Annotated in this window: 21 protein-coding genes; 11 read left to right on the top strand and 10 right to left on the bottom strand. The window is 47.8% G+C overall.

What is annotated here, in order from left to right; all coding sequences use genetic code 11:
* Window positions 1–33: 33 nt before the first annotated feature.
* Both RFN81_RS18640 and RFN81_RS18635 read right to left on the bottom strand, forming a co-directional pair.
* Window positions 34–1,710: a DUF927 domain-containing protein gene (locus RFN81_RS18640; protein WP_264497228.1), complete on the bottom strand. Its 1,677-nt coding sequence runs from the start codon at window positions 1,708–1,710 to the stop codon at window positions 34–36.
* Between the two features lie 12 nt (window positions 1,711–1,722).
* A complete protein-coding gene (locus RFN81_RS18635) occupies window positions 1,723–1,920 on the bottom strand; it encodes a helix-turn-helix transcriptional regulator (protein WP_222803290.1) in 198 nt (65 codons plus the stop codon).
* Between the two features lie 531 nt (window positions 1,921–2,451).
* On the opposite strand from RFN81_RS18635, the gene RFN81_RS18630 reads away from it, so the two are divergent.
* The 4 genes from RFN81_RS18630 (at window position 2,452) to RFN81_RS18615 (ending at window position 5,250) form a co-directional block, all read left to right on the top strand.
* Window positions 2,452–2,640 carry a hypothetical protein gene (locus tag RFN81_RS18630; protein WP_264497227.1) on the top strand — a complete coding sequence of 63 codons (189 nt, stop codon included), beginning with the start codon at window positions 2,452–2,454 and terminating at the stop codon, window positions 2,638–2,640.
* A 56-nt stretch (window positions 2,641–2,696) separates the two neighbouring features.
* On the top strand, window positions 2,697–3,905 hold the full coding sequence (locus RFN81_RS18625; RefSeq protein WP_264497224.1) for an IS256 family transposase: 1,209 nt from the start codon (window positions 2,697–2,699) through the stop codon (window positions 3,903–3,905).
* Between the two features lie 4 nt (window positions 3,906–3,909).
* Window positions 3,910–4,131 carry a conjugative transfer protein MobI(A/C) gene (gene mobI, locus RFN81_RS18620; protein WP_264497226.1) on the top strand — a complete coding sequence of 74 codons (222 nt, stop codon included), beginning with the start codon at window positions 3,910–3,912 and terminating at the stop codon, window positions 4,129–4,131.
* Between the two features lie 78 nt (window positions 4,132–4,209).
* Window positions 4,210–5,250, top strand: coding sequence for an IS481 family transposase (locus RFN81_RS18615; RefSeq protein ID WP_264497225.1), 1,041 nt, complete (start codon window positions 4,210–4,212; stop codon window positions 5,248–5,250).
* Window positions 5,251–5,391: 141 nt separating this feature from the next.
* Here RFN81_RS18615 and RFN81_RS18610 read toward each other — a convergent pair whose 3' ends face one another.
* Window positions 5,392–6,600 (bottom strand): IS256 family transposase, encoded by a 1,209-nt coding sequence (locus RFN81_RS18610; protein ID WP_264497224.1) that lies wholly within the window; start codon window positions 6,598–6,600, stop codon window positions 5,392–5,394.
* A gap of 675 nt (window positions 6,601–7,275) precedes the next feature.
* On the opposite strand from RFN81_RS18610, the gene RFN81_RS18605 reads away from it, so the two are divergent.
* Window positions 7,276–8,451 (top strand): acyltransferase family protein, encoded by a 1,176-nt coding sequence (locus tag RFN81_RS18605; RefSeq protein WP_264497223.1) that lies wholly within the window; start codon window positions 7,276–7,278, stop codon window positions 8,449–8,451.
* 182 nt (window positions 8,452–8,633) lie between these two features.
* On the opposite strand, the gene pgaD is transcribed toward RFN81_RS18605, so the two are convergent.
* From pgaD to pgaA, 4 genes are read right to left on the bottom strand one after another with little or no spacing between them, the layout of a single operon-like run.
* Entirely contained in the window at window positions 8,634–9,056 is a 423-nt protein-coding gene (gene pgaD / locus RFN81_RS18600) for a poly-beta-1,6-N-acetyl-D-glucosamine biosynthesis protein PgaD (RefSeq protein WP_264497222.1), read from the bottom strand.
* Between the two features lie 3 nt (window positions 9,057–9,059).
* Complete coding sequence (pgaC, locus tag RFN81_RS18595; protein ID WP_264497221.1) at window positions 9,060–10,388, bottom strand: poly-beta-1,6-N-acetyl-D-glucosamine synthase; 1,329 nt, start codon at window positions 10,386–10,388, stop codon at window positions 9,060–9,062.
* On the bottom strand, window positions 10,385–12,400 hold the full coding sequence (gene pgaB, locus RFN81_RS18590) for a poly-beta-1,6-N-acetyl-D-glucosamine N-deacetylase PgaB (RefSeq protein WP_264497220.1): 2,016 nt from the start codon (window positions 12,398–12,400) through the stop codon (window positions 10,385–10,387). The genes pgaC and pgaB overlap by 4 nt, the downstream gene beginning before the upstream one ends.
* 11 nt (window positions 12,401–12,411) lie before the next feature.
* The gene (pgaA, locus tag RFN81_RS18585) at window positions 12,412–14,874 is read right to left on the bottom strand and encodes a poly-beta-1,6 N-acetyl-D-glucosamine export porin PgaA (protein WP_264497219.1); all 2,463 of its coding nucleotides are present in this window, start codon (window positions 14,872–14,874) and stop codon (window positions 12,412–12,414) included.
* A gap of 203 nt (window positions 14,875–15,077) precedes the next feature.
* On the opposite strand from pgaA, the gene RFN81_RS18580 reads away from it, so the two are divergent.
* The 5 genes from RFN81_RS18580 to RFN81_RS18560 all read left to right on the top strand — a co-directional run bounded on the left by RFN81_RS18580 (window position 15,078) and on the right by RFN81_RS18560 (window position 21,733).
* Window positions 15,078–15,962, top strand: coding sequence for a helix-turn-helix transcriptional regulator (locus tag RFN81_RS18580; protein ID WP_264497218.1), 885 nt, complete (start codon window positions 15,078–15,080; stop codon window positions 15,960–15,962).
* A gap of 531 nt (window positions 15,963–16,493) precedes the next feature.
* Entirely contained in the window at window positions 16,494–17,951 is a 1,458-nt protein-coding gene (locus tag RFN81_RS18575; RefSeq protein ID WP_264497217.1) for a GGDEF domain-containing protein, read from the top strand.
* A gap of 307 nt (window positions 17,952–18,258) precedes the next feature.
* Window positions 18,259–20,283 carry a formate-dependent uric acid utilization protein AegA gene (gene aegA, locus RFN81_RS18570; RefSeq protein ID WP_264497216.1) on the top strand — a complete coding sequence of 675 codons (2,025 nt, stop codon included), beginning with the start codon at window positions 18,259–18,261 and terminating at the stop codon, window positions 20,281–20,283.
* Window positions 20,280–20,801 carry a 4Fe-4S dicluster domain-containing protein gene (locus RFN81_RS18565; RefSeq protein ID WP_264497215.1) on the top strand — a complete coding sequence of 174 codons (522 nt, stop codon included), beginning with the start codon at window positions 20,280–20,282 and terminating at the stop codon, window positions 20,799–20,801. Before aegA ends, RFN81_RS18565 begins: the two co-directional genes overlap by 4 nt.
* Window positions 20,802–20,989: 188 nt before the next feature.
* A complete protein-coding gene (locus RFN81_RS18560; protein WP_264497214.1) occupies window positions 20,990–21,733 on the top strand; it encodes a 4'-phosphopantetheinyl transferase family protein in 744 nt (247 codons plus the stop codon).
* Between the two features lie 52 nt (window positions 21,734–21,785).
* On the opposite strand, the gene RFN81_RS18555 is transcribed toward RFN81_RS18560, so the two are convergent.
* On the bottom strand, window positions 21,786–23,123 hold the full coding sequence (locus tag RFN81_RS18555; RefSeq protein ID WP_264497213.1) for an NCS2 family permease: 1,338 nt from the start codon (window positions 23,121–23,123) through the stop codon (window positions 21,786–21,788).
* Between the two features lie 254 nt (window positions 23,124–23,377).
* Here RFN81_RS18555 and yieH point away from each other — a divergent pair, with 254 nt between their 5' ends.
* Window positions 23,378–24,043 (top strand): 6-phosphogluconate phosphatase, encoded by a 666-nt coding sequence (gene yieH / locus RFN81_RS18550; protein ID WP_264497212.1) that lies wholly within the window; start codon window positions 23,378–23,380, stop codon window positions 24,041–24,043.
* 172 nt (window positions 24,044–24,215) lie between these two features.
* Here the strand turns inward: yieH and RFN81_RS18545 are convergent, their stop codons facing one another.
* Window positions 24,216–24,944: an amino acid ABC transporter permease gene (locus RFN81_RS18545; protein ID WP_264497211.1), complete on the bottom strand. Its 729-nt coding sequence runs from the start codon at window positions 24,942–24,944 to the stop codon at window positions 24,216–24,218.
* A 1-nt stretch (window position 24,945) separates the two neighbouring features.
* Window positions 24,946–25,689, bottom strand: coding sequence for an amino acid ABC transporter permease (locus RFN81_RS18540; RefSeq protein WP_264497210.1), 744 nt, complete (start codon window positions 25,687–25,689; stop codon window positions 24,946–24,948).
* Window positions 25,690–25,713 lie beyond the last annotated feature (24 nt).

Genomic DNA, 25,713 nt, shown 5'->3' with positions numbered 1-25,713 from the left:
AACAGGGAAATGTGGGAAACTGGGAACACTGAGCTAGTCGTCATGTTCAACCCTCTCTAAATCTTCAAGGTGGCGCCTAACTTGGTCAGGTTTGAGCGCAAAAAAACGTTGAAACTCACCATTAATCCGCGTCTTATAGGTTCCCCTAGAGCGCTCATTCGTTACCAAGCAATTGCGTTGTAACAGCACCTCCACTTCCCTCATGTAATGGGTCGGCAGTCCGAGCCGCTTCAGGAAGTGCGATTTATAGATCAGCCACAACTCACATCCCTCATGCGAGCGTCGAAAACCAGCTCCCCCATGACCTATCGCTTGTTCAATATCACTGAGACTGCGCTCCCAGACTTTCATTGCTCGTTCCAGCGCTTTGAGAAGCCGAAATTCCTCGGAATTTCTGGAGTGGCCTCGATTGTCCAGCCAAGCCTTCAAGGTTCGGTGGACGGCTGCCAAGGACTCTTCTTCACTCCAAGGGAGGATAAAATTCCTACTACCGAGACAAAGTGCCGCCCCGATGAGAGCAAACCGCCTGATGACCCGTTGCACCTGCGATGCCATCTGGTCACTTATCCAAATACCGCTTAGGCGACCAATTTCGTGACTCAGGTAGCTATTCAGCTCGTCATGACGCTCAGTCAGTAACGAAATCCACTCGCGAATTACGGTGCCGTGGTAGTGCTGACAAGACGATTTAAGCTCGTCCACAAATTGCTGAGAATGCTTGTGACCATGCAATTCGTCGAACGCACCGTAGGTCCCAAACACAGGGAGCTCCACCAGGCGTATCTGCTGACCAGCGCGTAACGGTTTACCTATCTGCTGAAGTAGCTCTGCAATCCAGACTTCTCCACTACTTAACACCAGCGTTCGCCAATGAGAAGTCATGGCCAGCTCGCCGGAAACGTTGGCGCGTAGCTTCCCAGAGCCGTTCATTATCTGATAAATGGCTGTATCGATGTCTTCCGGGCGTGCCATTCCGATTTCGTCCAACGGCAACAACATGTCATTGTGCTCTGAAGAGACAGCCGCTAGCCCGTTACTGGTTGAAATCCAACTGCGGACATATCGGTTGCTCCCATAGACACTGGCCGCCAATTGCAACAAGGTCGTTTTCCCAGTCGACGATGCCCCAACCAGATGAATGGCACCATTTTCCATACCAGAAGATGCGATTAGTGGGGCAGCAAGCGCCGTTCCAATACTAAATATTGCTAACGGATTGCCTCGGCATAGCTGACCGACATAAGTCTGCCAATCGCTGAGACTTCCGGATTCCTCTAACGTTGTAGAACCAGATAGCTGACCTACGAAATGGTGCGGTTCGTCAGCTGAACCGATAGTCCAGTTACTAGTTGCAAACACTGAACCATGCCAGCCGGTTCGATTAACCACTGTCGCTGGAGCAGCAAGAGCCATCTGCTCTATTAGATAATGTTGAAGCCTACTCCAACTTGACTGGCCAGGAGTTAAGGGATACCCAGTATCGACCAGCATATCCCTGATCTGACGTGCATTATCACTATTCAGGTCTCTGGCATACACAACTTCACGTAACCTAACCCCATCAAAATTTTGCCATTCCAGCAGCGCTCCATGCCCATGTCGTTTGTCAGTTAAACGAGTGCGAGCCAACACCTGAATCCAACCACCTATTCGCAACCACCGATCAGAGGGCAAGCAATAGAGCCCATCATCCTGCAACTTATATTGCATCACTAACCCCTATCACAAATCACTCAACCAAGCTGTGATGTCGCTGTACCGAAAGCGAACAGTACGACCATTGGGATTGGGTTTTATTGGAGGAGGAAAACGTCCATCGCGCACGTAACGGCGAAGTGTTGCTTGTGACGTTTGCAAAACGTCACACACTTCAGCATAAGTCAGTAACCGTTCTTCTTGTTTAGGTTGGTTATTACCCATCTTGATGACTCCTGTTTATTATCTAACTTGCAGGAGTAATCATCTCGAAAAAGGCTAACTAAACAGACCGCTGGAACTGCCCTTTTTTGGAACTTCAATAATAAATCTCAAGATGCTGATATTTAATTAAATTTATTCAACATGTAGATTAAAAACAGCCACTGAAGAGCAAAAATCTAAGCCATTGATGAGTTGGCCGACATTATCGTATCAATTTATGCGCCAGTGAATAACCAGAGAAAATTTCACATGTGAAAGTTTAGAGACCTGGCGATTTACAACTCTTAAAGCCATGTCCCCCATTAAAAATGGAATCGTTTAGCTCAGGTCTTTTATTGGCGATAAAGCTTGTATGGAATAAATCGTCCAAGGTCCCCCATCAGATAGTTATTGGAAAGGAATTGGTAGGGTCTTTTGGCTAAGGCGTCACAACAAAAGACCCGTGTGCCCCAAAAGGGCACGAAGGCAGGCGATGAATTAGATCATGAGACAATAGACTGACCCTGTATTCAACGTACAGAGGACCAAATCATGAGTGACAATTCAACCCCGTTTACAACCTTGGATAAGCAAATAACAGCGTGGAACACTTTTTTAAAAAGCGAAAACAAACAGATAGATCATGGCGAAGCCACAATTTATGCACTTTCAACGTCAGAAATGTATCTACGTTACATACATAAATCTACCAAGCTGGAACAGCTAGAGACTGTAATTTAAATTGTGTATCTGCCTGTTTTTGATATGTTCAATTCAACAACAGAGACAGGCTAATTATGGACGAAAAGAAACTCAAAGCACTCGCTGCTGAACTGGCTAAAGGCCTTAAAACCGAAGCTGACCTGAATGCGTTTTCTCGTATGCTGACAAAGCTTACCGTCGAAACAGCACTCAATGCTGAGTTAACCGAGCACCTCGGGCACGAGAAAAATGCCCCAAAATCAGGCTCGAATACCCGCAACGGCTATTCATCTAAAACCCTGCTGTGCGATGACGGCGAGCTTGAAATCAACACGCCACGTGACCGTGAAAGCACCTTTGAACCGCAGTTAATAAAGAAAAATCAGACTCGCATCACGCAGATGGACAGCCAGATTTTATCCCTCTATGCCAAGGGCATGACCACGCGGGAAATCGTCGCCACGTTCAAAGAAATGTACGATGCCGATGTCTCTCCTGCGCTGATATCTAAAGTGACCGACGCCGTTAAAGAGCAAGTCACTGAATGGCAAAACCGTCCGTTAGACTCACTGTATCCCATTGTTTATCTTGACTGTATTGTGGTGAAAGTTCGTCATGGCGGCAGTGTCATCAATAAATCGGTGTTCCTTGCGCTGGGCATCAACACCGACGGCCAGAAAGAACTGCTGGGCATGTGGCTGGCGGAAAATGAAGGGGCGAAGTTCTGGTTGAACGTGCTGACAGAGCTTAAGAACCGGGGGCTTCAGGACATTCTCATTGCCTGCGTGGACGGTCTGAAGGGCTTCCCGGAAGCCATCAACAGCGTCTATCCGCAGACCCATATTCAGTTATGCATTATCCACATGGTGCGCAACAGCCTGAAATACGTCTCATGGAAGGATTACAAAGCAGTCACCAGCGGGTTGAAAGCCGTGTATCAGGCCCCGACAGAGGAAGCGGCGCTGATGGCGCTGGACAAGTTTTCTGGCGTCTGGGATGAAAAATACCCGCAAATCAGCAAGAGTTGGCGCACGCACTGGGAAAATCTCAATACATTCTTTGGCTACCCGCCCGATATCCGTAAGGCCATCTACACCACGAATGCCATCGAATCGTTGAACAGCGTCATTCGTCAGGCGATAAAGAAACGCAAAGTGTTCCCAACAGACGATTCGGTACGGAAAGTGATTTATCTGGCGATCGAGTCGGCCTCGAAAAAATGGAGCATGCCGATACAGAACTGGCGGCTGGCGATGAGCCGTTTTATTATCGAGTTCGGTGACCGCCTGAGCGATCACCTTTAATACGGTGGCAGTTACACAGAATTACGGACAGGCTCAACAGCTACGTTATTACTATATTGCCCAGCGAATAGCCGACCTGTATTGGCAGCACAACCGAGCTCATAGAAGGAAAGACTCACCAGGGTATCCGGGCCACTTTGGTTGCCGTGTTAGGCTGCGAGAGATGAAATTGGAAATTTTCTGGGTTTATAATGAGTTTAAGTGTATTAGTCGCGACTTGATCTGACACATGACCTTGAAAGGTTGAGAGTTACCGGTTTTGATATGGGTGTCGAATCCTTATACAAAACGCGAGGTAACTCTCATGCTTCATACTAACAATCCCATCATCAAACACAAAGCCGGTTTGCTCAATCTGGCTGAAGAACTCAGTAACGTGTCGAAAGCCTGCAAAATCATGGGCGTCTCTCGCGATACGTTTTACCGATATCGCGAGCTGGCCGAGGAAGGTGGCGTGGATGCGTTGATAAATCGCAGCCGTCGTGCCCCTAACCTTAAGAACCGAACCGATGAGGTCACTGAGCGGGCTGTTGTTGATTATGCTGTCGCATTCCCGGCTCACGGCCAGCACAGGACCAGCAACGAGCTGCGTAAACAGGGCGTTTTTATCTCCGGCAGTGGTGTCCGTTCTGTCTGGTTACGTCATAACCTTGAGAACTTCAAAAAACGCCTGAAAGCACTGGAAGAAAAAGTGGCCCGTGACGGCATTGAACTGACTGACAGCCAGATCGCAGCGCTGGAACGTAAAGCCAGTGATGATGAAGCCTGTGGTGAGATTGAAACCGCTCATCCGGGTTATCTGGGTTCACAGGACACGTTCTATGTAGGCAACCTGAAAGGCGTCGGGCGTATCTATCAGCAGACGTTCGTTGATACGTACTCGAAAGTGGCACACTGCAAGCTCTACGTCACTAAAACACCGATTACAGCGGCTGATTTACTGAATGATCGTGTGCTGCCATTTTATGAGTCTCAGGGGCTACCGATGCTGAGGATACTGACCGACAGGGGCACTGAGTTCTGCGGCAAAGTGGAGCAGCATGATTACCAGCTTTATCTGGCGATAAATGACATTGAGCATACGAAAACGAAGGCAATGTCACCGCAGACCAACGGCATCTGCGAGCGGTTCCATAAAACGATACTGAATGAGTTTTATCAGGTGACGTTCCGCAAAAAGTTGTATGGTGCTCTCGACACATTACAATCGGATCTTGATGAATGGCTGGCTCACTATAATAATGAGCGAACTCATCAGGGGAAAATGTGCTGTGGCCGGACGCCAATGGAAACATTACTTGATGGAAAGCGCATCTGGTCTGAGAAAAATTTAGGCCAGATGTAATCTGACAGATACCTGTATAAATAACCGGTAATTGTCAGATCAGGTCTGAGCTAATACAGGTTATTCATTATATACTTTTGTGTCCTTGAATGTGCCCATAGCCATGGAGCCTGTCCGTAATTCTGTGTAACTGCCACCGTATTAAAGGTGATCGCTCAGGCGGTCACCGAACTCGATAATAAAACGGCTCATCGCCAGCCGCCAGTTCTGTATCGGCATGCTCCATTTTTTCGAGGCCGACTCGATCGCCAGATAAATCACTTTCCGTACCGAATCGTCTGTTGGGAACACTTTGCGTTTCTTTATCGCCTGACGAATGACGCTGTTCAACGATTCGATGGCATTCGTGGTGTAGATGGCCTTACGGATATCGGGCGGGTAGCCAAAGAATGTATTGAGATTTTCCCAGTGCGTGCGCCAACTCTTGCTGATTTGCGGGTATTTTTCATCCCAGACGCCAGAAAACTTGTCCAGCGCCATCAGCGCCGCTTCCTCTGTCGGGGCCTGATACACGGCTTTCAACCCGCTGGTGACTGCTTTGTAATCCTTCCATGAGACGTATTTCAGGCTGTTGCGCACCATGTGGATAATGCATAACTGAATATGGGTCTGCGGATAGACGCTGTTGATGGCTTCCGGGAAGCCCTTCAGACCGTCCACGCAGGCAATGAGAATGTCCTGAAGCCCCCGGTTCTTAAGCTCTGTCAGCACGTTCAACCAGAACTTCGCCCCTTCATTTTCCGCCAGCCACATGCCCAGCAGTTCTTTCTGGCCGTCGGTGTTGATGCCCAGCGCAAGGAACACCGATTTATTGATGACACTGCCGCCATGACGAACTTTCACCACAATACAGTCAAGATAAACAATGGGATACAGTGAGTCTAACGGACGGTTTTGCCATTCAGTGACTTGCTCTTTAACGGCGTCGGTCACTTTAGATATCAGCGCAGGAGAGACATCGGCATCGTACATTTCTTTGAACGTGGCGACGATTTCCCGCGTGGTCATGCCCTTGGCATAGAGGGATAAAATCTGGCTGTCCATCTGCGTGATGCGAGTCTGATTTTTCTTTATTAACTGCGGTTCAAAGGTGCTTTCACGGTCACGTGGCGTGTTGATTTCAAGCTCGCCGTCATCGCACAGCAGGGTTTTAGATGAATAGCCGTTGCGGGTATTCGAGCCTGATTTTGGGGCATTTTTCTCGTGCCCGAGGTGCTCGGTTAACTCAGCATTGAGTGCTGTTTCGACGGTAAGCTTTGTCAGCATACGAGAAAACGCATTCAGGTCAGCTTCGGTTTTAAGGCCTTTAGCCAGTTCAGCAGCGAGTGCTTTGAGTTTCTTTTCGTCCATAATTAGCCTGTCTCTGTTGTTGAATTGAACATATCAAAAACAGGCAGATACACAATTTAAATTACAGTCTCTAGCCATGTCTTCAAGGTAACGTATCGCTGATAGATTAACGAGTTAGTTCGATTTTCCAGCTTCTGTATCGAAGTAACGCTAAGTCTGTAAGCGTCCACTTACATCCACACATCCCGCATAGCGCTCTGTTATGCGGGATTTTTTGTTCCATCGATGTTTATTCGCTTCCATCGAGAGCCAGGGATTTTTGTGTCCATAAATTGATAAACGCCGCCAGCGATCATTTAGAAAATGGGGCAGCATTCGTTACGGCGTTATCGCTATCAATACCATGATCAAACAAAATATTAACATTTAATACTTTAATTTTTCACAAAATTATTGCAAAAACACAAAAACAGGTATTAATTGTGAGGAAGAGTGGTTAATTAATTCTTCTGGTTTTAGGTATTCCAAATAATTAGGGTGGTAATTATTAGGAACATATAATTATGCGAAAAATATTTCATCGATTGTTTTCGAAAACTTCATGGCGGGAGGATTAAAATGTCATAAGCCGGTGATTTATTTATAATTCGACAAATAATGTTGTAATCATCAAATTCATCATAAATCAATTTAATTGTGGTAATAAACATTTTTAATTTTCATTTAGGAGGAAATATGGCAAGCGACATAAAAAAAGATGGGAGAATAAATAATAAGTATAATGGAAAATTAAACATAAAAAGAAATGAGAAAGGCTTTTTCCCCAGTTTACCCTCGTTGAATGGCATTCGCATTATTGCTGCTATTTTTGTATTTTTTTTTCATGCCTCTTTAGACAACGTACTCAACCCATTTGCTAACCAAACCATTGCCAATGCTAACGCCTATTTCTTTAGCAAATCAGGGTGGATGTGCGTCTCATTCTTTTTTATTTTAAGTGGTTTTGTTATGGTTTGGTCCTACAAACCGATAGATAATACATTTAATTTCTATAAAAAACGCCTTGCAAAAATATATCCTGTTAATATTTTTGTTATGTTCCTCTTTATTGCTACAGGAGTAATCGGAATTAATCAAATTGACATCTGGCTACCCAATGCCCTTCTTATTCAGTCCTGGATTCCAAATGAAGACAATTTTATAGGCGGGAATACGCCAAGTTGGTTCCTTTGTACAATTGTTTTATTTTATCTTGCTTTCCCTTTTTTATATAAAGTAATAATTAAAATAGATCCGAAATATCTATGGCTTTCAATTGGAATTCTTTATCTCATAATGATTGCCATACAACTGGTTGTGTATTCCTCTACCAGATCATCCGACCCAATACGCAATTGGCCTTTAGATATCCGAGAATTACAGTGGTGGCTTTCATATACCTTTCCTCTAACGCGTATAATTGAACCTATTATAGGTATGTTATTATCGCGTGTTATCATTGAAGGCAAATGGTTTTCCATGTCTGCCAACACCGGGATAATATTAGCCATTATTATTTACTTTGTAAATGTGTTCATACCATTACAGTTCAGCTTTAATCTTATCACTTTAATTCCATTAATTTTGCTCATCGGTTCTCTCGCGGAGAGTGATCTAAGAAAACAGCACTCCTTCCTACAATCCAAACCTATGCTATATTTAGGTAATATTTCCTTCGGGTTCTACATGATTCATTTCTTGATTCTCAACTTAATTAAAGAATGGATTAATGGTGAAAAATATGGATTCTTAGGCGCCAGCCTGATTATCTTATTAAGCTTATTAATCTGTATGTTCTGTGGGTGGTTATTATACCGCTTCGTCGAATTACCCTGTTCAAAGTTCATCAATACTGGGAAATGGCGGAACTGATCCCTTTTCAACGCTGCACGATACGTTTAAGGTCAGATACTTTTTCTGAAAGCGCCATGCTTAGAACCTATTCCGGTAGGGCGACTGGGATAGGCTCTTAGAAAGTTGGCGGAGATTTCAGCGTTAGCTGCTTATTCACGCTTGCCCTCTACCGCCATAAAGCTAAGGTACATTTTCGTGAGTCACGACGATAAATTATCGACGCTAATAATGTTTCCGTGTTCGTTATGCCAAATGCGCTGGATTTTATTACGGTTCAATTCCTGAACAAAACTATCCGATAAAGAAAAACTGCTGGCAATGTGTTTGGTATCCAGCGCATCGGCACGCGTTCTTTGCTCTTTTCTGATTCGATAGCGATATTGTTCTAATTTCCCCCAGGAAATTAATATCAACGCATTGACCAGGAATATGAATAAGGGTATTGATATCGTCCCCTTCTCTAGCGTTAAGAAAGACTGCTCGGATACAACATTATCCAAAACCACGCTGAGGAAAACTTCGGAAAATAACCAAATAAATATTCCCCATCCACAGAGTGTCAGGAAAGCATCGATAAGGAGTGGAAACCAATGTCTTTCAGTAATAATTAACGGTGAATACATGATTTATCCTCTTTCTATGCCACGATCCGGGCTTTCCCAACGCGCGCGTTTTTGGCGGGAACGCAGCATAACCTTTGGAAAGCTGACCAGACTGGTAAACAGGCTCAATGTCCAATACACCATGGGATACCAGATGACCCAGAATAGATATTTACCAATGTCTCTCTCATAACGCCGTTCAATCAACATACTGACCGCAAATTGGATTAAACAAACAACGCCAAGCATCATGCCGGTAAAGGCGGGAGGGAAAAGCGTCTCCACACGAATCTCTTTCGGCAATTCGACAAAAAAGCCTAATAAATATAATAAAACGCTGACGGCGTAGGTGAAGGCCCATAATATCGAAATAGAATATTCTAGGAATAATGGCCACATTCGGCGATAGCGCCATGACCATAAATGGCGGAAATTTTTTAAAAAGACTTCAGCGCCGCCTTGCGCCCACCGTAACCGTTGTTTCCATAAGCCAGACAGTTTTTCCGGCATCAAAATCCAGCATAATGCCCTCGGTTCAAAAAATATCGACCAATGGCGCAATTGAAGCTTCCAGCTAATATCGATATCTTCGGTGATCATTTCGGGGCTCCAATAACCAACCTCCGCCAGCGCGCTGCGACGAAAAGCGGCGATGACGCCAGAGACGGTGAAGACTTTGCCATAAGCCCGTTGCGTCCGTTTAATCAAGCCGATAATTGAGGAAAACTCACCGACCTGAATACGTCCTATCAGCGTCGATCGCGTTCTTATCCTTGGGTTCCCCGTTACCGCGCCAACCCGTGGATTATTGATCAATGGATTGACTAAATAGGCTACGGCATCGGGATCGAGAAGCGCATCGCCATCAATACAGACGAGCAGATCGCTTCTGGCAGCGGCGCACGCCGCTTGTAGCGCTAACGCTTTTCCCTGGTTATGCGCCAGATGAATGACACGCAGCTTGTCATAGCGGCCCGCCAATCGATCGAGTTCGCCGCCGGTATCATCATTAGATCCGTCATTCACCGCTATCACTTCGATATGGGTATAACGTTGCGCTAGCGCTGCTTCGATGGTTTCCCGCACATTCGGGCCTTCGTTATAGCAAGGTATCAGGATTGACACTAGCGGACGTCCGGCAGGTTCATCCGGTATCACCCCTTCTCCCCAGCGCCAGTGGCGTTCATAGTGAAACCAGAAATACAGCCCTCCCGTTATCCATAGCCCTGACATGAATAAGGGCCAGAAAAAAGTGAAGTTGAGAACGACGTCCCCCGTAAAAGAGAACATCGCGCCAAAAGGGATGCCAAGCATCAGACACAATATTAAGGATGCTAAAATTCGCTCTATCATGGCAGTGGATACCATTCTGATGAAATCATGGGGCGGATACTCTCTAATTCAGGTGAGTTATTTAGAAAATCATCCGGATAATAGCCGTAACTTTTCGCGCCATTGTGTTGTAACAGGGTCATCCATTTCACTAATTGCGCGGTTTTCAACCACGGTTCTCCTGCCATGCGCCAATCCCTCGCCTGAAGTTCGAATACGGTTTTATTCAGTGCGCCGGGCCGGAGAGCCACTTTTTGTACCAATTGTTGTAACCACGCCTCCCTGGACTCAGGTGCAATATTTTCCATCAATGGCATCGCCATAGGAGCAACCCAATCATAAGCGCTAAGGAAGTCATCCAGATTTTGCGAGAACCATGCTTCACTGTCTGGTTCTATAATCGGTAAGGCGAAAATGTTACGTGCGGTATAGACTTGAGGACCGCGAATGTCATACACACGCTGTGCCAGCTCCAGCGTAAAATCCGTTAACGCCTTACTTTTGAACCGTGTCCAGCGTGCTGTAAGCTGAGGGTCGCGACGAATTTGGGCAATCGAGTTGGGGAATCCGGCCTCCCGATAGGCCCGCATAGCCGGATAACTTGCATCTTCATCTTCCGCAAGCACGGCATCGTCATGGAATAAGATGCCATTGAACATGGCGTAGGAGGAAAGATCTTCATAGATATCAGTGATTCGTCTTCTAGCTTCCCCATCCCATAGCGATAATCGTCGATATTGGCGGGGGTTAATACTTCTCTGGCCGCTCTCAGTATCAATCCGCTCAACACGTTGCAGCGTCTTATCATTCATATCAAAAGCCAGCACCGGCATCCAGGCGTACACACGAACAAGCGCCCGCGATGCTAGCTGCCAGGCGACATGATTGAATAAATCCTCTCGAACGGGCATCCAGCGATTAGGGAAATACAACGACTGTACGTTGCCATCCCCTTGCGGATCGGAAAAAGCCTGAAGATAAACGGTATTAATCCGTAAGTCGGCAACGCGTTGAATTAACGCATCAATATTACGAGACTGCTGCGCTTTGTCGGTGTCATAAACGTAATCCAAATCGATATGCGCGACGCGGATAACCTCTGGCTCGCGAACCTCACTAACCAACAGCGCAAACTGCTCTACATCAGGATTATTGTTAATCAGTATACGAGGAACATTATAAGGGGAGTCGACAGAGGCGACCCCATCTCCCAGCGTTAATGCGAGTTGATAGCCGCTCTGTTTAATAATGCTTAACGCCTCCCCGCTTGCCGCGCCATAGGGCCAGACCCAAACCCGCGGTTTTTTCCCCGCCGCATCAGTGACCTTTTTAGTAATGAGGTCGGTATCATGCGCCACGCGTTTACGATATTCATCCCGTGTTTCGTAGCGTTTGCTCTCTGGGAAATAACGGCGCGTAACGGTAGCAGGCTCCAGATTTCCCTGCGGATTGGCGAGAATTCCATGATGCAGATCGTAGGTATGCGCCCCAATTTCTATCAGACCGGATTGTGACATTTCACGGACTTGCTGCCAGGTCAGAAAGTGATTACGCGGTATTTGAACGCCACTAAAGTCGACGGGTTGGTTTTCAGGCGTATCGAGCCAACGCCCAACGGGAGCCAATACCGCCGGCCAACCATAGGCTTTGAGCAGCGGGTAAACACGGTGATAGAAACTGCTATAACCATCATCAAATGTCAGTAATACCGCCCGGTCCGGAAGGGGTTTACCTCCCGCGCCGGCGGCCAGAATGTCATCAACCGATACCGGATGGTAGCCATGCTCTCTCAGCCAGACAAAGTGTTCATTCAGCGCGCTGGTTCGTACCGCCATGAAACGTTGATCGGCGCCGCCATCAGCCACATCGTGATAGGCTATAACAATGTATTGATTAGTTTTCCAGGCTTGTTCTTTAACCGGGATAGGGCGTTCTTCCGGCGGGAGATATTTCACGTCAACGGAATGCCCGCAGGCGGCAATCGTTAGCACCCCCAGCAACATCAGGAGGTTTCGTAGTCGTATGAATGACATCACCTTTCTCCTCAAAACCGATAATTCACATCAAAAGACAGCGACACATTTTGCTCGCGCTTACCATCGTAAGGTCGCTTATCCCACTGAGCGCTCACGCCCATATCCAGCACGTCATTCCATCGAACTCGTTGCCCATATCCGATCGTGGTGATAGCCCCTGCGGATTCCCCTTTTTGCCAGTAGCGTCCGACGCCCGCCTTGATTTCCTGATGCCACTCCGTTTGGTAATGCCGATAAAGCAAGTGATCGATAGCAACGGCGGGTAACACGGCAACATCGTTTTGCGGGTTGTAATACAAGGCGTTCTGCTTAGTATTTGATCCCACGCTTAGGGATGGGGTGAAATCGATGACTAAAAATGGCGATGAAAAAATTCGCTCTTGCCCACTCAGCGCATATTCATGACGCCTGTTACCATCAGAAAACCATCCGGTTGACAGATCTGCTTGCCATGAGCGCCGCTCACTTTGCCGCCAGCGCACATACCCTCCACCGCCGTTCGCCGTTACACCATGTTTAAGTGCCCGCAGCGGTGTGCTTCGCATGAGCCGTTCAGCATTAAGGCCGACGCGCCACACGTCATTAACATCATGCCAATAAGAAAAACGCCCGCCGATATCCGCGCCAAAGCCAAAGTTTTGCTGTGAAATCTCCGCTTCGAGCCAGTTATCACGGTTAGTAAACTCTACGCCCCCGCGAATTCTGCGATTAATAGCCCGTCCCTCACTGAAATCACTTCGATTAAAAGCGCCGCCTGAGAACATTCGCCAGTGGTCGGCAAACGGAGGGCTATAGAGCACAACATCAATATCTGCATCATTCATGCCTTTGGCTGGGCTGTCAGACTTAATTCCTTGTTCACCAGCAATACGCAATTCCGCCATGTGATGTACCTGGCGTAAACGCGCTAATCGCTTGACCGAGAAATTTTCGGGATAACGGGTTACCGTATCGTCGGTCAATTGATCAAGCTGACGCCACTCCTGCAATGCCAATGCGGTTAGCCCTTGCTGGGTTTCCAACCGGAATGATCTCGGTTCCAACAACTCGGCCCGTTTTAATAATGATTCGGCACGACGTGGCCATCCTCTATTCAGATAAATGCTGGCCACGCTTAGATTTAGCTCTTGATTCGCAGGCCCACTGAAGGCCATTCTTTGCGCCAGTTGTTGTGCGGCAGGAAGGTTGTTATGGGAAATCAGCGATTGAATCCCTAGGTATTTAATGTTAATCCAATCATCATTGGGCGTAACGGTAGATAAACCATAAACGCTTTTTTTATAAGGTGTTTTTTCTTCAGCCTGGATGGACAACCGCGTTGCCTGTTCAATTTTTTCACTCTCCAAAATACTGTAGAAAAAATCACCTTGCTGCACGATCTGGGCGCGTTGCGGCGGATCGTCTCGTATTACCGCACTGAGTATCAGCGCCGCCTGCTCCGGCTGCTGTAGATAGAGATAAGCGGAAGCGACCCAGCGGCGGGCGTAATCAGGAATGTTTCCTTCCCTCAGGAGGGATTGATATTCCGAAACAACATCTTCCATACGATAACGAGCAAGTAATGCGCCTAGCCGATCAATTCGAGCATGGCGATAGCTGTTTTTTGCAGCTGGAAGCGTTCGCCATTTTTTCATCAAGACGTCATAACGCGCCAAAGCGCGATCCGCCACAGCGAAGCGTTCGTTTTCTGTTGTCGACGTGATAAACGAAAGCCGAACCAGTTCAGCCGCGGCCTCCAACTCACGCTGACGCTGGCTTTCATCGGTCTGAAAACGGTAGGGTTTACCCATTTCGAAGGCGTTTAACGCCGGGGCGCTAATATTGTTATGGGAGAGTATATCGCTGTAGTCATAAAGCAGCGATTTGTCTTGCGGGGCATGCCGCATAGCTTGGATGATAGAAAAGAGAGAATCCGTATGCGCCCCCGCAATACGTTGTACCCAGGCTAATTCACGCCAGTGCTGTGCCGTTGGCTCATGCTCAACACGCGAGGTGGCGAGTTCCAGCGCGCTTTTTGTTTGCCCGGCATCGGCGAGGGTAAGTAGTAAACCACTACGGGCATCATCATCCCAGGGAGAGCGTTGCAAAACCCGCTGCCATAGTGCCAGTGACAACGGCCATTGCCGAAGATTGCGATAAGATTTGGCCGCGGCTTTTAACGCAGGGTCGGGTAAGGACATCGTTGGCGAATACGTTTCCCAGATTCGTCGTACCTCGGCATCATGGTTAGCCCAACTGTTAATGATTATCCAATCAGTGACTTCGGAAACCGTCAGTATGCGATTTCTGGATTGACCATCAAGCCACGCCGCCGCCGTGGCGATATCGCCCTGCCGGGCGTTGATGATTAATGCATCGTAATGAGATTCAGCTGTCGCAACACCGCCGGTAAGAGATAAATAAACTAATGATTTTATTATGTTAAAAAATAGTGGATTGAGTCTACGTAAATAAGAATTCACAACACTCATCGCTGAATCTCCCCTACCCGTGATGTAGGATGACATTCAAATACATCGTTGAACGCTGATTTCATGACTTAACACCTCAAATCGGGCCTAAACACGGCATACAGCGATCCCTCTCATGATGCGAAGTCAGAGATAGACGCTAATGCCAGTTTCGCGCATAATAATGCATATATTTTTTTTATCAATATAATTTTTATACGCATATGACTAAACTACCAGTATCAGATTCAGAACAACCCGTTAAAGGGCGCAGTTGGGGGCTGGAACGTCGGCTCCAGTTCATCGACTTTCGGTTGCAGTGGAGTGGGCATATAAACCGTACCGATCTCACCTCCTTTTTTGGCTTGTCTATCCCTCAGGCCTCGCTTGATATCGCCAAATATATTGAGATTGCGCCTTATAATCTGGTCTACGATCGACGAACCAAAACTTACACGGCTACGCCAACGTTCTCTGCGGTCTACCCGCAGAACTCCGCTCAGCGTTATTTAGCAGAATTATTAGCCATGAAGACGGGTGTACTGGAAGCTGACGCCAGTTTTATAGAATCGCCGCCAGAGGTAAGCTGGATTCCTGTCCCACTCCATATCTACAGCGAACACGTCGTTGAAGTGATTGTCAGAGCGATCCGAGAAAAAAGGACTGTGCGCATCTCCTATCAGTCCTCATCATCAATGGATCATTCGCCGCGACTCATTTCTCCACACGCATTAGGCAATGATGGGCTACAGTGGCGAGTCCGCGCTTATTGCCATATTAAGCAGCAATTTAAAGATTTTATTCTTACACGAATCCTTCACATCGAAGATGGCGAGCCCTCGACGATTGATCCCGCAAGCGATGACTCATGGAACAAGCATCTTCAGCTCATTTTAAAGCCTAATGACCAACTGCCTCAGGCACGCCAACGCGCGCTGGAACTGGAATATGGTATAACCGATGGGGAGTTAATTTTGTCCTGCCGTCTGGCATGCTTGCATGAAACTCTGAATCGTTTTCATATCAACCTTCTTGATGAGGATATGAAAGACAATCAGCCCTTTATTCTCATTAACAAGGAAGAGATTCTGGCATATCTCGGATCATGATCCCATTCCATTACTGATATGGGGGGTTCCTTGGGAGATATCGCTGTGCAAGGTCATAAGACACAAGTTGCCTATTGATTTTTCCCCCAACCCTAAAGTGTGTTTATTATTAATAAATACAGTTAGTTAATAATCTATGAGAAGCCAGATTTACCGGGAACGGAATCTGGCTGGCTAAGCATTCGCCTCCGGTGATAAACGGCATATTTCTCATTTAATGCCTATCCCAGTAGGCGTAATTAGCGCCGTCATTTCGGTCACGGACTGCGCGCAAAAACCAGAGCGTATTTGGCGTAAGTAAGGATTTCGGGCACTCACTGCCCAGGGCCAAAATGGCAGGTAAAATAGCCCTAATGGGATTGGGTCTTAATGACAATGCGTTTGCTTAGGCTTGTGGCTAAGATGAGTAAATGTGGTCAATGCATATGCCGTTAGACGTATGACAGGTTTAAAATGAGTTAAGATAAGAAGTATTTGGATGTCATGATTAAACTCATTTGATCTGAATCAAATACGCTAATCGGGGAAAAAATGAAAATTCGTCCTTATGAATTATTAGTTGTTTTCATTTCAACCTTAGTTATCAGCTCATTAGGATTAATTTTCCGTTTATTAGATGACACATCCTTATTCTGGCCAGCAGATACTCTCTTATTTTGCTTTCTGATATGTTATCGAAGTCGAGATAAAAGCATTAAAAAAAAATCATTGCATAGCGTTATTTTATGCATGGTTGGTTTTTTGGGAATATTACTACCAGCAATCTATTTTGAAAATAACCAATCATTCTTGGAAAAATTAATTTATACTGTCCTCAGTCTAGTATTTACCATTACCGCTTGGATTACATTTATAACGTTATTAAAAATAAAAGGTAAATCCTATAGTATATTAAGCAGGAATTATATTTTCTTTATATTTATTTCAATATTTACAGGTTCAATAATTTCATCCATGTTTTATGGTTTATACTTATACCCCCAAAGCGGTAATGAAAACACCTTCATCCTATCGAGGAAATGGTTTAGCGAAGAACTGAGTACTAGTGTTATTTTTGTTTTTCCATTTCTTAAAGGGATAAAAAAGATAGCAAATGGATTTATCACACCGTTTACCTCAATAAAAAAACATTTGGTTATCGTTTCCTATGTTCTAGTTATTATTTTGATGGCCTCTTTAGACATTACAACAAGTATATTAGCAATACTGCCGTTAATTTATCTTTCTTTGACTCATTCGTTTAATAAGATTATTTTTATCTGTTGTGCAACGGGTGTCTCATTGAATTACATCTATATAAACAGACTAATAGAGATCCATGATAAAGTGGAAAAAAACTACTTATTTGAATCATCCTACTTATTCCAGATGAACATTTCGTTTATTATGATAAGCATTATCACCGCATCGTCATTCATAAATAAAAATAAAAAAAACATTAAAAGAATAGAACTGATAAGCAATCATGACGCCCTTACTGGCATTTTAAATAGACGTTCTCTCAATCAGCATATGATGAATATCATTAACTCTATGCGAGGTGGGGAAAATAAGATGATGGCGCTTTTCTTCCTTGATATTGACCATTTTAAAAAAGTTAATGATACCTATGGGCATGCCATAGGTGATAATGTCATTAAAGCGTTTGCAACAACGCTTAAGCAATATACTCGACCTCAAGATTTATTATGCCGATGGGGAGGAGAGGAGTTTTTAATCCTAACACAGGGTCTCTCTGTGACAGACTGTTTAGATATAGCAGAGAGAATTCGCTTTATTATAGAAAATTCTTCATTATCACTGGCTGATGGCCGTACCGTCAAATATACAACCAGTATCGGAGTAAGCTTTTTTCATCTGGAAAAAATTGAAGATTTTCATGACGCATTTAAAGAAGCGGATTCTTTGTTATACAACGCCAAAAAGCAAGGACGTAATCGCGTAAATTCCAACTATGCAAAAAAGCCGATGGCAAAACCACTATCGTGAACATCTACTACGCGCGGGTTGCCTCCAGACTATTTTAGAAACAGGGACGTTGGGTGACAAGTAATGAGCACCAACCCCGCTACTGCCGATAAATCACCGTAAACCACATAAAAAACAAGGTCATAAGTTTCAAGAATATTACTTATCAGTAACATTATAAGCAACTGAAACGATTCAATAATTTTATTGCCACTCTACGCAAAATTTAACATTTACCGACTTTTTACCTGCTCTATATCAAGGTTGTGACGCTATCCAGCAATTAGGATAAAAGTCACGATCGAGGGATTCAGGGTGGGAGAAGGTAATGAACCGATTTGTTATTGCCAGTACTCAAGACTGTATGGGGTGCCACGCATGTGAGATTGCTTGTGTGATTTCACACAATGGTGAGCAGTATCCGGATAGCGCCACCGTGTTTCAGCCCAGAATCAAGGCATTCAATTCACCAGCGCTGCGAGCCGCCGTAACCTGTCGGCACTGTGAAGAGGCACCTTGCGCCAGCGTGTGCCCTACACAAGCGCTGATTAGAAAAGACAACAGTATTCATCTCATTCAGGAAAAGTGCATCGGGTGTAAAAGCTGCGTTGTAGCATGTCCGTTCGGCGCAATGTCTATGGTTACCAACCCCATGGATAATCGCACCGTTGCCCATAAATGCGATCTTTGCATCGATCGCCCACAAGGCCAGGCGTGCGTAGAAGCGTGCCCGACTCAGGCGTTACGCCTCGTCAGCGAACAAACGCTGGTGGCCGATCGTCAGGAAAAACAGCAAGCGATGGCGCAACGTTCAGCCACATACTGGCAGCGTGAAACGCCCGTGCGACAAACGATGACGACTAACCCACTCAGTAAAAGGAAGAACTGGCCGCGCCGGGATGCTGAGAAAAAACCTCTCACACAGCGGACATCGACTTTTGATGAAATCTATCACGGCTTCTCGGCACAGCAGACGGAAGATCAGGCCGGCCGCTGCCTTTCGTGCGGTAAACGCGCGATCTGTGAATGGACCTGTCCGTTACACAATAATATTCCTGAACTGCTGCGACTGGCGAAGCAGGGACGCATTCTTGAAGCCGTTACGCTGTCGCATCAAACCAGCAGCCTGCCGGAAATCTGTGGTCGGGTGTGCCCTCAGGATCGGCTCTGTGAAGGCGCCTGCACGCTAGGCAAAGAGTACGGCGCCATTACCATCGGCAATATTGAGCGCTACATTACCGACACCGCAATGGCAATGGGCTGGTCGCCTGATATGACGCATGTCGTCCCCAGCGGTAAACGCGCGGCGATTATCGGGGCGGGCCCGGCTGGGCTAGCCTGTGCCGATGTCCTGGCACGCAACGGCGTGGAGGCCGTCGTATTCGATCGCCATCCAGAAATTGGCGGGCTGCTCACGTTTGGCATTCCATCCTTCAAACTGGATAAAGCCGTTCTGATTCATCGGCGCGAGGTATTCAGCGCGATGGGAATAACATTTCGACTAAACACAGAAGTGGGCAAAGATATTGCGCTGGCTCAACTTCTGGACGAGTATGACACCGTTTTCCTTGGCGTCGGGACGTATCGTTCGATGAAGGCCAACATTGAAAATGAAGATGCTCCCGGCGTCTTTGACGCACTCCCTTTCCTGATTGCCAATACCAAGCACGTGATGGGGTTGCCAGAATCAAAGGATGAACCCTATATCTCGATGGCAGGCAAACGCGTCGTGGTACTTGGCGGCGGGGATACCGCGATGGATTGCCTGCGCACCTCTGTACGACAAGGCGCGCTATCCGTCACCTGCGCCTACCGCCGCGATGAAGCCAACATGCCCGGTTCGAAAAAAGAAGTGAAGAATTCCCGCGAGGAAGGTGTGGAATTCATGTTTAATGTACAACCACAAAAAATCTGCCTCAATGAACAGGGGGAAGTCTGTGGCATTCGTCTGGTGCGCACCGAACTAGGCGAGCCCGATGCAAGTGGCCGCCGTCGCCCTCGCCCCATTCCGGGTTCCGAGTTCGTACAACCCGCAGAAGCCGTAATAACCGCATTTGGTTTTCAGTCACACCGGATGCCGTGGTTGAAAGAGGCTGCCGTTGATCTGGATGATGGCGGGTACATCATGGCGCCCCTCAATGGTCAAATCCCGTGCCAGACCAGCCATCCGCGCATTTTTGCCGGTGGTGATGCCGTGCGCGGCGCCGATTTAGTCGTTACTGCTATAGCCGATGGGCGCAAGGCCGCATTGAGCATGTTAGCGACAATGGGGATCGCCGCCGTCACTGGCGCCATTCCAGCGTATCCGCAACATATCGAAGTGAACGCTACTCGTGAGGAGATCCACTCATGAATCAATTTGTTATCGCCGAAGCAGAAAAATGTATTGGCTGTCGAACCTGTGAGATCGCCTGTGCAGTAGCCCATAGCGGTGGTCAAAGCGCTGAGTTGCGACCTTCTCACTTCTTTCCCCGTTTAACAGTGATAAAAAGCGCCAGCGTTAGCGTCCCCGTGCTTTGCCGCCAATGTGAGAACGCGCCCTGTGCCAGCGTATGCCCTAATGATGCGCTGGTGCGCGATCGAAATAGTATCCAGGTTATTCAGGCCCGCTGCATTGGCTGCAAAAGTTGCATTGTCGCCTGTCCCTTCGGGGCCATCGATGTGGTTGCCACCGCGTCAAATGATGGAGAGGAGTTAACACTCTTGCAAAGCGAAGTGCATAAATGCGATTTATGTGCCGATGTGGCCCAAAGCCCATCCTGCGTCAGCGTGTGCCCAACATCGGCGCTGCGATTAGTGACAGCGGAGGAACTGCATAAACAAACGTTAGAAAAACAACGGCGCTCAGCCCTGGGATGGACAACCCCTTAACGCCGCAGAAATATAGCGAACATAGTACTGTTGCCACACAGCATGCAATACAGGAAATTCGGTGAACTTAATAAATAATTTTCGCCGATTTATCCACCGATTTTTCTTTAGATCATATATTAGTCTGATAATATGCATTGGTAATACCGGATAGATTCCCCTCTTTCATCACGATCACGGAGTGAACAATGACCTGTCATTTTGTCAGGTGGACAAGCATGGAAGCGCTTCCTGGCTTACAGAGGCTGCCAGACAGGCTGATCTCATCGACACAGGTATTTTCGGCTAAGCGCCGCGAGCGCTATTTGAAAAGCCGCGTACTACTGGCCGAAATGATGTTCTATTTTTTTGGCTACCCACTACTGCCCCCGCTACTGACCGCCCCGGAGGGACGCCCCTATTTTGCCGATCCGCACTTGCCCCATTTTAGTATCGGTTATGCGGGTAATACTATTGCCATTCTCCTGAGCGAAGAGGGCCGCGTAGGGATGGATATTGAGCTCATTCATGTCCGGCCAATGACCCAGGTTGTGCCACAGATGCTGGCACAGACGCAGGCCGAGCAGGCATGGATTGACGCTCAACGCGATCCGCTGGAAGCGGCGACTCAACTTTGCACCATCCGCCAATCATTGATGAAAATCCCTGGCGCAAATGCGCACCCTTCTCATACGCTAAAACTCCACCCCGCCTCTGGCAGACTACATTCCATTGGCATTCCCACCGTAGAAGTGATGAGCGATGTTGATGATTATCTGGTGTGGGCCTGTGCCCATATTCCGACGCTTAACCGGCTAATGATGTGGAAATACACATCAGCTACGGGAATGAATAAAACGGGAGAGATTCTACAGCAGCAGCGCCAATCCGTGCGCTATATGAAATTAACCGGTCATCATGTGGAAAAAGCCACATCCATCGCGCCAACGTAGCCAGCTACGTTGGCGCAGACGGTAGCGCCGGGGAGACAGGAGCAAAGCCCCATTAATGCCCGTCAATAAACACGATTTTCAGCAGGAATAACAACGCGACGACCATCACACACGGGCTGATTTCGCGCCAACGCCCCGTCGCCAACTTCATCACACAATAAGAGATAAAGCCAAGCGCGATCCCTTCGGTAATAGAGAAGCTGAATGGCATCATCACCGCGGTGATAAAAGCCGGAACGGCTTCGGTTAAATCATCCCACTTCACTCGCGCCAGGCTGGACGTCATCAATACGCCGACATAAATCAGCGCGCCAGCCGCCGCGTAGGCAGGCACCATACCCGCCAACGGTGACAGGAAAATAACCAGAAGAAACAGCAACCCTACGACCACGGCGGTCAGGCCAGTACGCCCACCGACAGAGACGCCGGAGGAACTTTCAATATAGGCCGTGACGGACGATGTCCCGATAAACGACCCTGCCACAGAGCTGATACTATCGACATACAGCGCCTGCTTCATGCGCGGGAACTTACCCTGCGCATCCACCAGACCGGCTTTATCCGTCACACCGATGAGCGTACCGGAAGAATCGAACAGATTAACCAACATGAAGGAGAAGATGATGCCCGACATCCCCAGATTCAGCGCGCCCGCCAGATCGACCTGGCCGACGACACTCGTTACGCTAGGCGGTAAGGAAAAAACGCCCGAAAACTTAACATCTCCCAGCAGCAGACCTATCGAAGTGGTCACCACGATGGAAATCAGTATCGCAGCGTGAATATTGCGTGAGGCCAGCGCCACAATGATGAAAAAACCCAGCGCACCCAACAGCACGCTGTGTGACGTCAGGTTACCAATCGTCACCAGCGTTTCAGGATTAGCAACGATAATGCCCGCATTTTTCAGCCCCATCATGGCGATGAATAACCCAATACCGCTGGCGATACCGAGTCTCAGGCTAAGCGGAATATTAGCGATCATCCAATAGCGGATCTGGAAAAGAGTCAGCAGCAGGAAACCGATTGCGCCCCAAAAAATAGCGCCCATCGCTACCTGCCATGGCAGCCCCATCGCCCCCACCACCACAAAGGCAAAAAAAGCATTCAACCCCATAGCGGGCGCCAGCGCCACCGGCAGATTAGCCAACAGCCCCATAAGAATACTGCCGAATGCCGCAATCAGGCAGGTGGTCACGAAAACGGCTTTGGTATCCATTCCCGCCGCGCCCAATATCTGCGGGTTAACAAAAACAATGTAAACCATCGTCAAAAACGTCGTGAAACCGGCAATGGTTTCCGTACGTACTGTCGTACCGTGCTGCTTGAGTTTAAACACACGCTCCAACAGGCCTTGCCCAGTAGCAAGATCGGGTTGTGATTTATTCATGAGTAACAATCCAAAGGAAGGAAATAACCGTCGTGGGGTATCCTATAACAAAACACCGTTTTTTACGCCGCTCCTCCCTTTTTTTTCATCATATAAGCGAAAGCAATGACCTCATGGCGATGGCGCCAAATATCTCCTGAATTAAGGCTCTACCTCTTAGGATCAAGGCCCAGAAACTAACATTGCTGGTCGTAATATCGCGCTAATGGGATAAAGTAGAGGCGTCAACGTTTATCTCATCATAAGGATAGGTCATGCCCCGTATTGAATGCGTCTTCTTCGACTGTGATGGCACACTGGTTGATAGTGAAGTGCTGTGTTGCCAGGCCTATGTAAATATCTTCATCCCCTATGGGGTGAACTTATCGCTGGAGGAGGTGATAAAAACGTATAAGGGCGTGAAGCTGTACGAGATCATAGCCCGCATCAGCCAGCAGCACGGCTTAACGGTATCGATAGAAGATGCGGAGCGCCATTTCCGGCAAGAGGTAAGACGTCTGTTCGATGAATTTCTGCAACCTATCGAGGGCGCACGTGAGCTAGTGCAGTCTATCACCGTTCCGATGGCCGTGGTTTCCAACGGCCCGGTCAGTAAGATGCAGCATTCGCTCGGCCTGACACAGATGCTCGATCTGTTTGGCGACCATCTCTATAGCGGCTACGATCTGAAAAAGTGGAAGCCCGATCCGGCGGTGCTGTATCACGCCGCCGAGCAACTACAGCTTCCCATCGAGCACTGCATTCTGGTTGAAGACTCCGCCGCAGGCGTACAAGCGGGCATCACGGCGGGTATTCCGGTGTTCTATTACTGCGCCGACCCCCACAATCAGCCGATTCATCACCCGCTGGTCACAATGTTTGACGATATGCGCGAACTGCCGCAAATCTGGCGCGAGAAAGGCTGGAATATCACGGCGTAGAAGCAAAGGCCTATTGGGATAGGCTCTTAAGGTGGCAGAGCGGGAGTAACGGAGAGATCGTAAAGACGCTGCAAGTACGTCCCTGCATGCTCGGCTGGCGCAAATGCTTTACTCTTCTATTCCGTTACGTCCGTTTTGTTCTGCCAAATAGGTTTTTGAACAATTATCATCTTCAGGCTGGTTTATTGCGCCACCACAGCAAACGGCGCTTTGGTTGTTTTTCCTGCGGGTTAAAACGGGCGTTAACCCGGTTTGCCAGCAGTTCCAGCGACAGGCAAAACACGAAGTAGACCAGCGCGACAAACAGGAAAACTTCCATCGGGTAGACCATGCTGCGGTTATTGACTTGTGTCGCAAGAAACGTCAGTTCACCGACGCCGACAATGTAGGCCAGTGAGGTGTCTTTAATCAGGGAAATCCACTGATTAATGAAGGAGGGCACCATCATCCGCAGCGCCTGCGGCAGGACAATCTGCCACAACACCTGCCAGCGGCTTAATCCCAGCGAGAGTCCGGCCTGCCACTGGCCGCGTCCAATCGCGACAATGCCCGCCTTTACGCCATGCGCCAGATACGCCGACGCAATCAGCGCCAGCGCACATACGACGGTGGTAATTTCAGGGATATCGACGCCAAAAACGATCGGGAGTAAAAAATAGGTCCAGAAAATCAGCATGATGACCGGTATTGCGCGGAAGAACCCTAGCACCAGTGCCAGCAGCGCGCTCCATACGCCGCGCGACATCGCCAGCGCCACGCCCAGAATCGTACCCAAGATAGCAGACGCGATACCCGCCAGCAGGCTCATCGCCAGCGTTAACGCCGCGCCGCCAAGAGGCCCATCCGGGAACGTCCCCCACATCAAATAGCCGAGGTTATCGGTGATAATGGTAAAATCCATCTCAATGTCTCTCCGCCACATTGCGCTGCTGACGCCACATACCCCAACCTTCCATCACGGCAATAATCACGATATATAACACCGTCGCCACGCCAAACGCCTGAAAGGTGCGTAAGGTTTCCGTCTCCACCTGTCGCGACGCATAGGACAATTCAGCGACGCCAATCGCCATCGTCAACGACGAGTTCTTGACGATATTCATGTATTGCCCAAGTAACGGCGGTAGCGCAATCCTTAACGCTTGCGGCAACACCACATAACGCATGGACTGCCACCCCGTTAACCCCAACGCCTGCGCGGCATACTTCTGTCCGCGTGCCACGCCACGCACGCCAGCGCGAATCTCCTCGGCGACAAACGCACTGGAATAAAGGGTTAGCCCGATCAGCCCTGCCAAAAACTCAAAAGAAGGCCAGACCAACGTACTACCGAATAACGAAAGCGTATGGGGTGAATTCAGCCATTGCATTATCACCGAGGGAAACAGTTGTCCAGCGCCGAAATACCAGAAGAACAGTTGTACCAGCAGCGGTGTATTACGGAATAGCGAGCTATAGGCGACAACGACGCTGCGCAGTGCCCAAATCTGGCTGTCTCTGGCCGCCGCCAGCAGAAAACCCAACGTGGTTGATAGCACGATTGCGCTAAAGGAAATGCCCAGCGTGATCAGGAAACCGTGCCATAACCAGAAAAGATATTGAGGCGCTAACAGCCATGACTCAAGCAAATGCAGCGCCGTATCCATGCGTTTTCTCTCTCGTTGTCATGA

This window comes from Pectobacterium cacticida (assembly GCF_036885195.1).
Classification (GTDB): Bacteria; Pseudomonadota; Gammaproteobacteria; order Enterobacterales; family Enterobacteriaceae; genus Pectobacterium; species Pectobacterium cacticida.
Note: the sequence above shows the minus strand (reverse complement) of the source record. Positions and strands in the feature narration are given on the sequence as shown.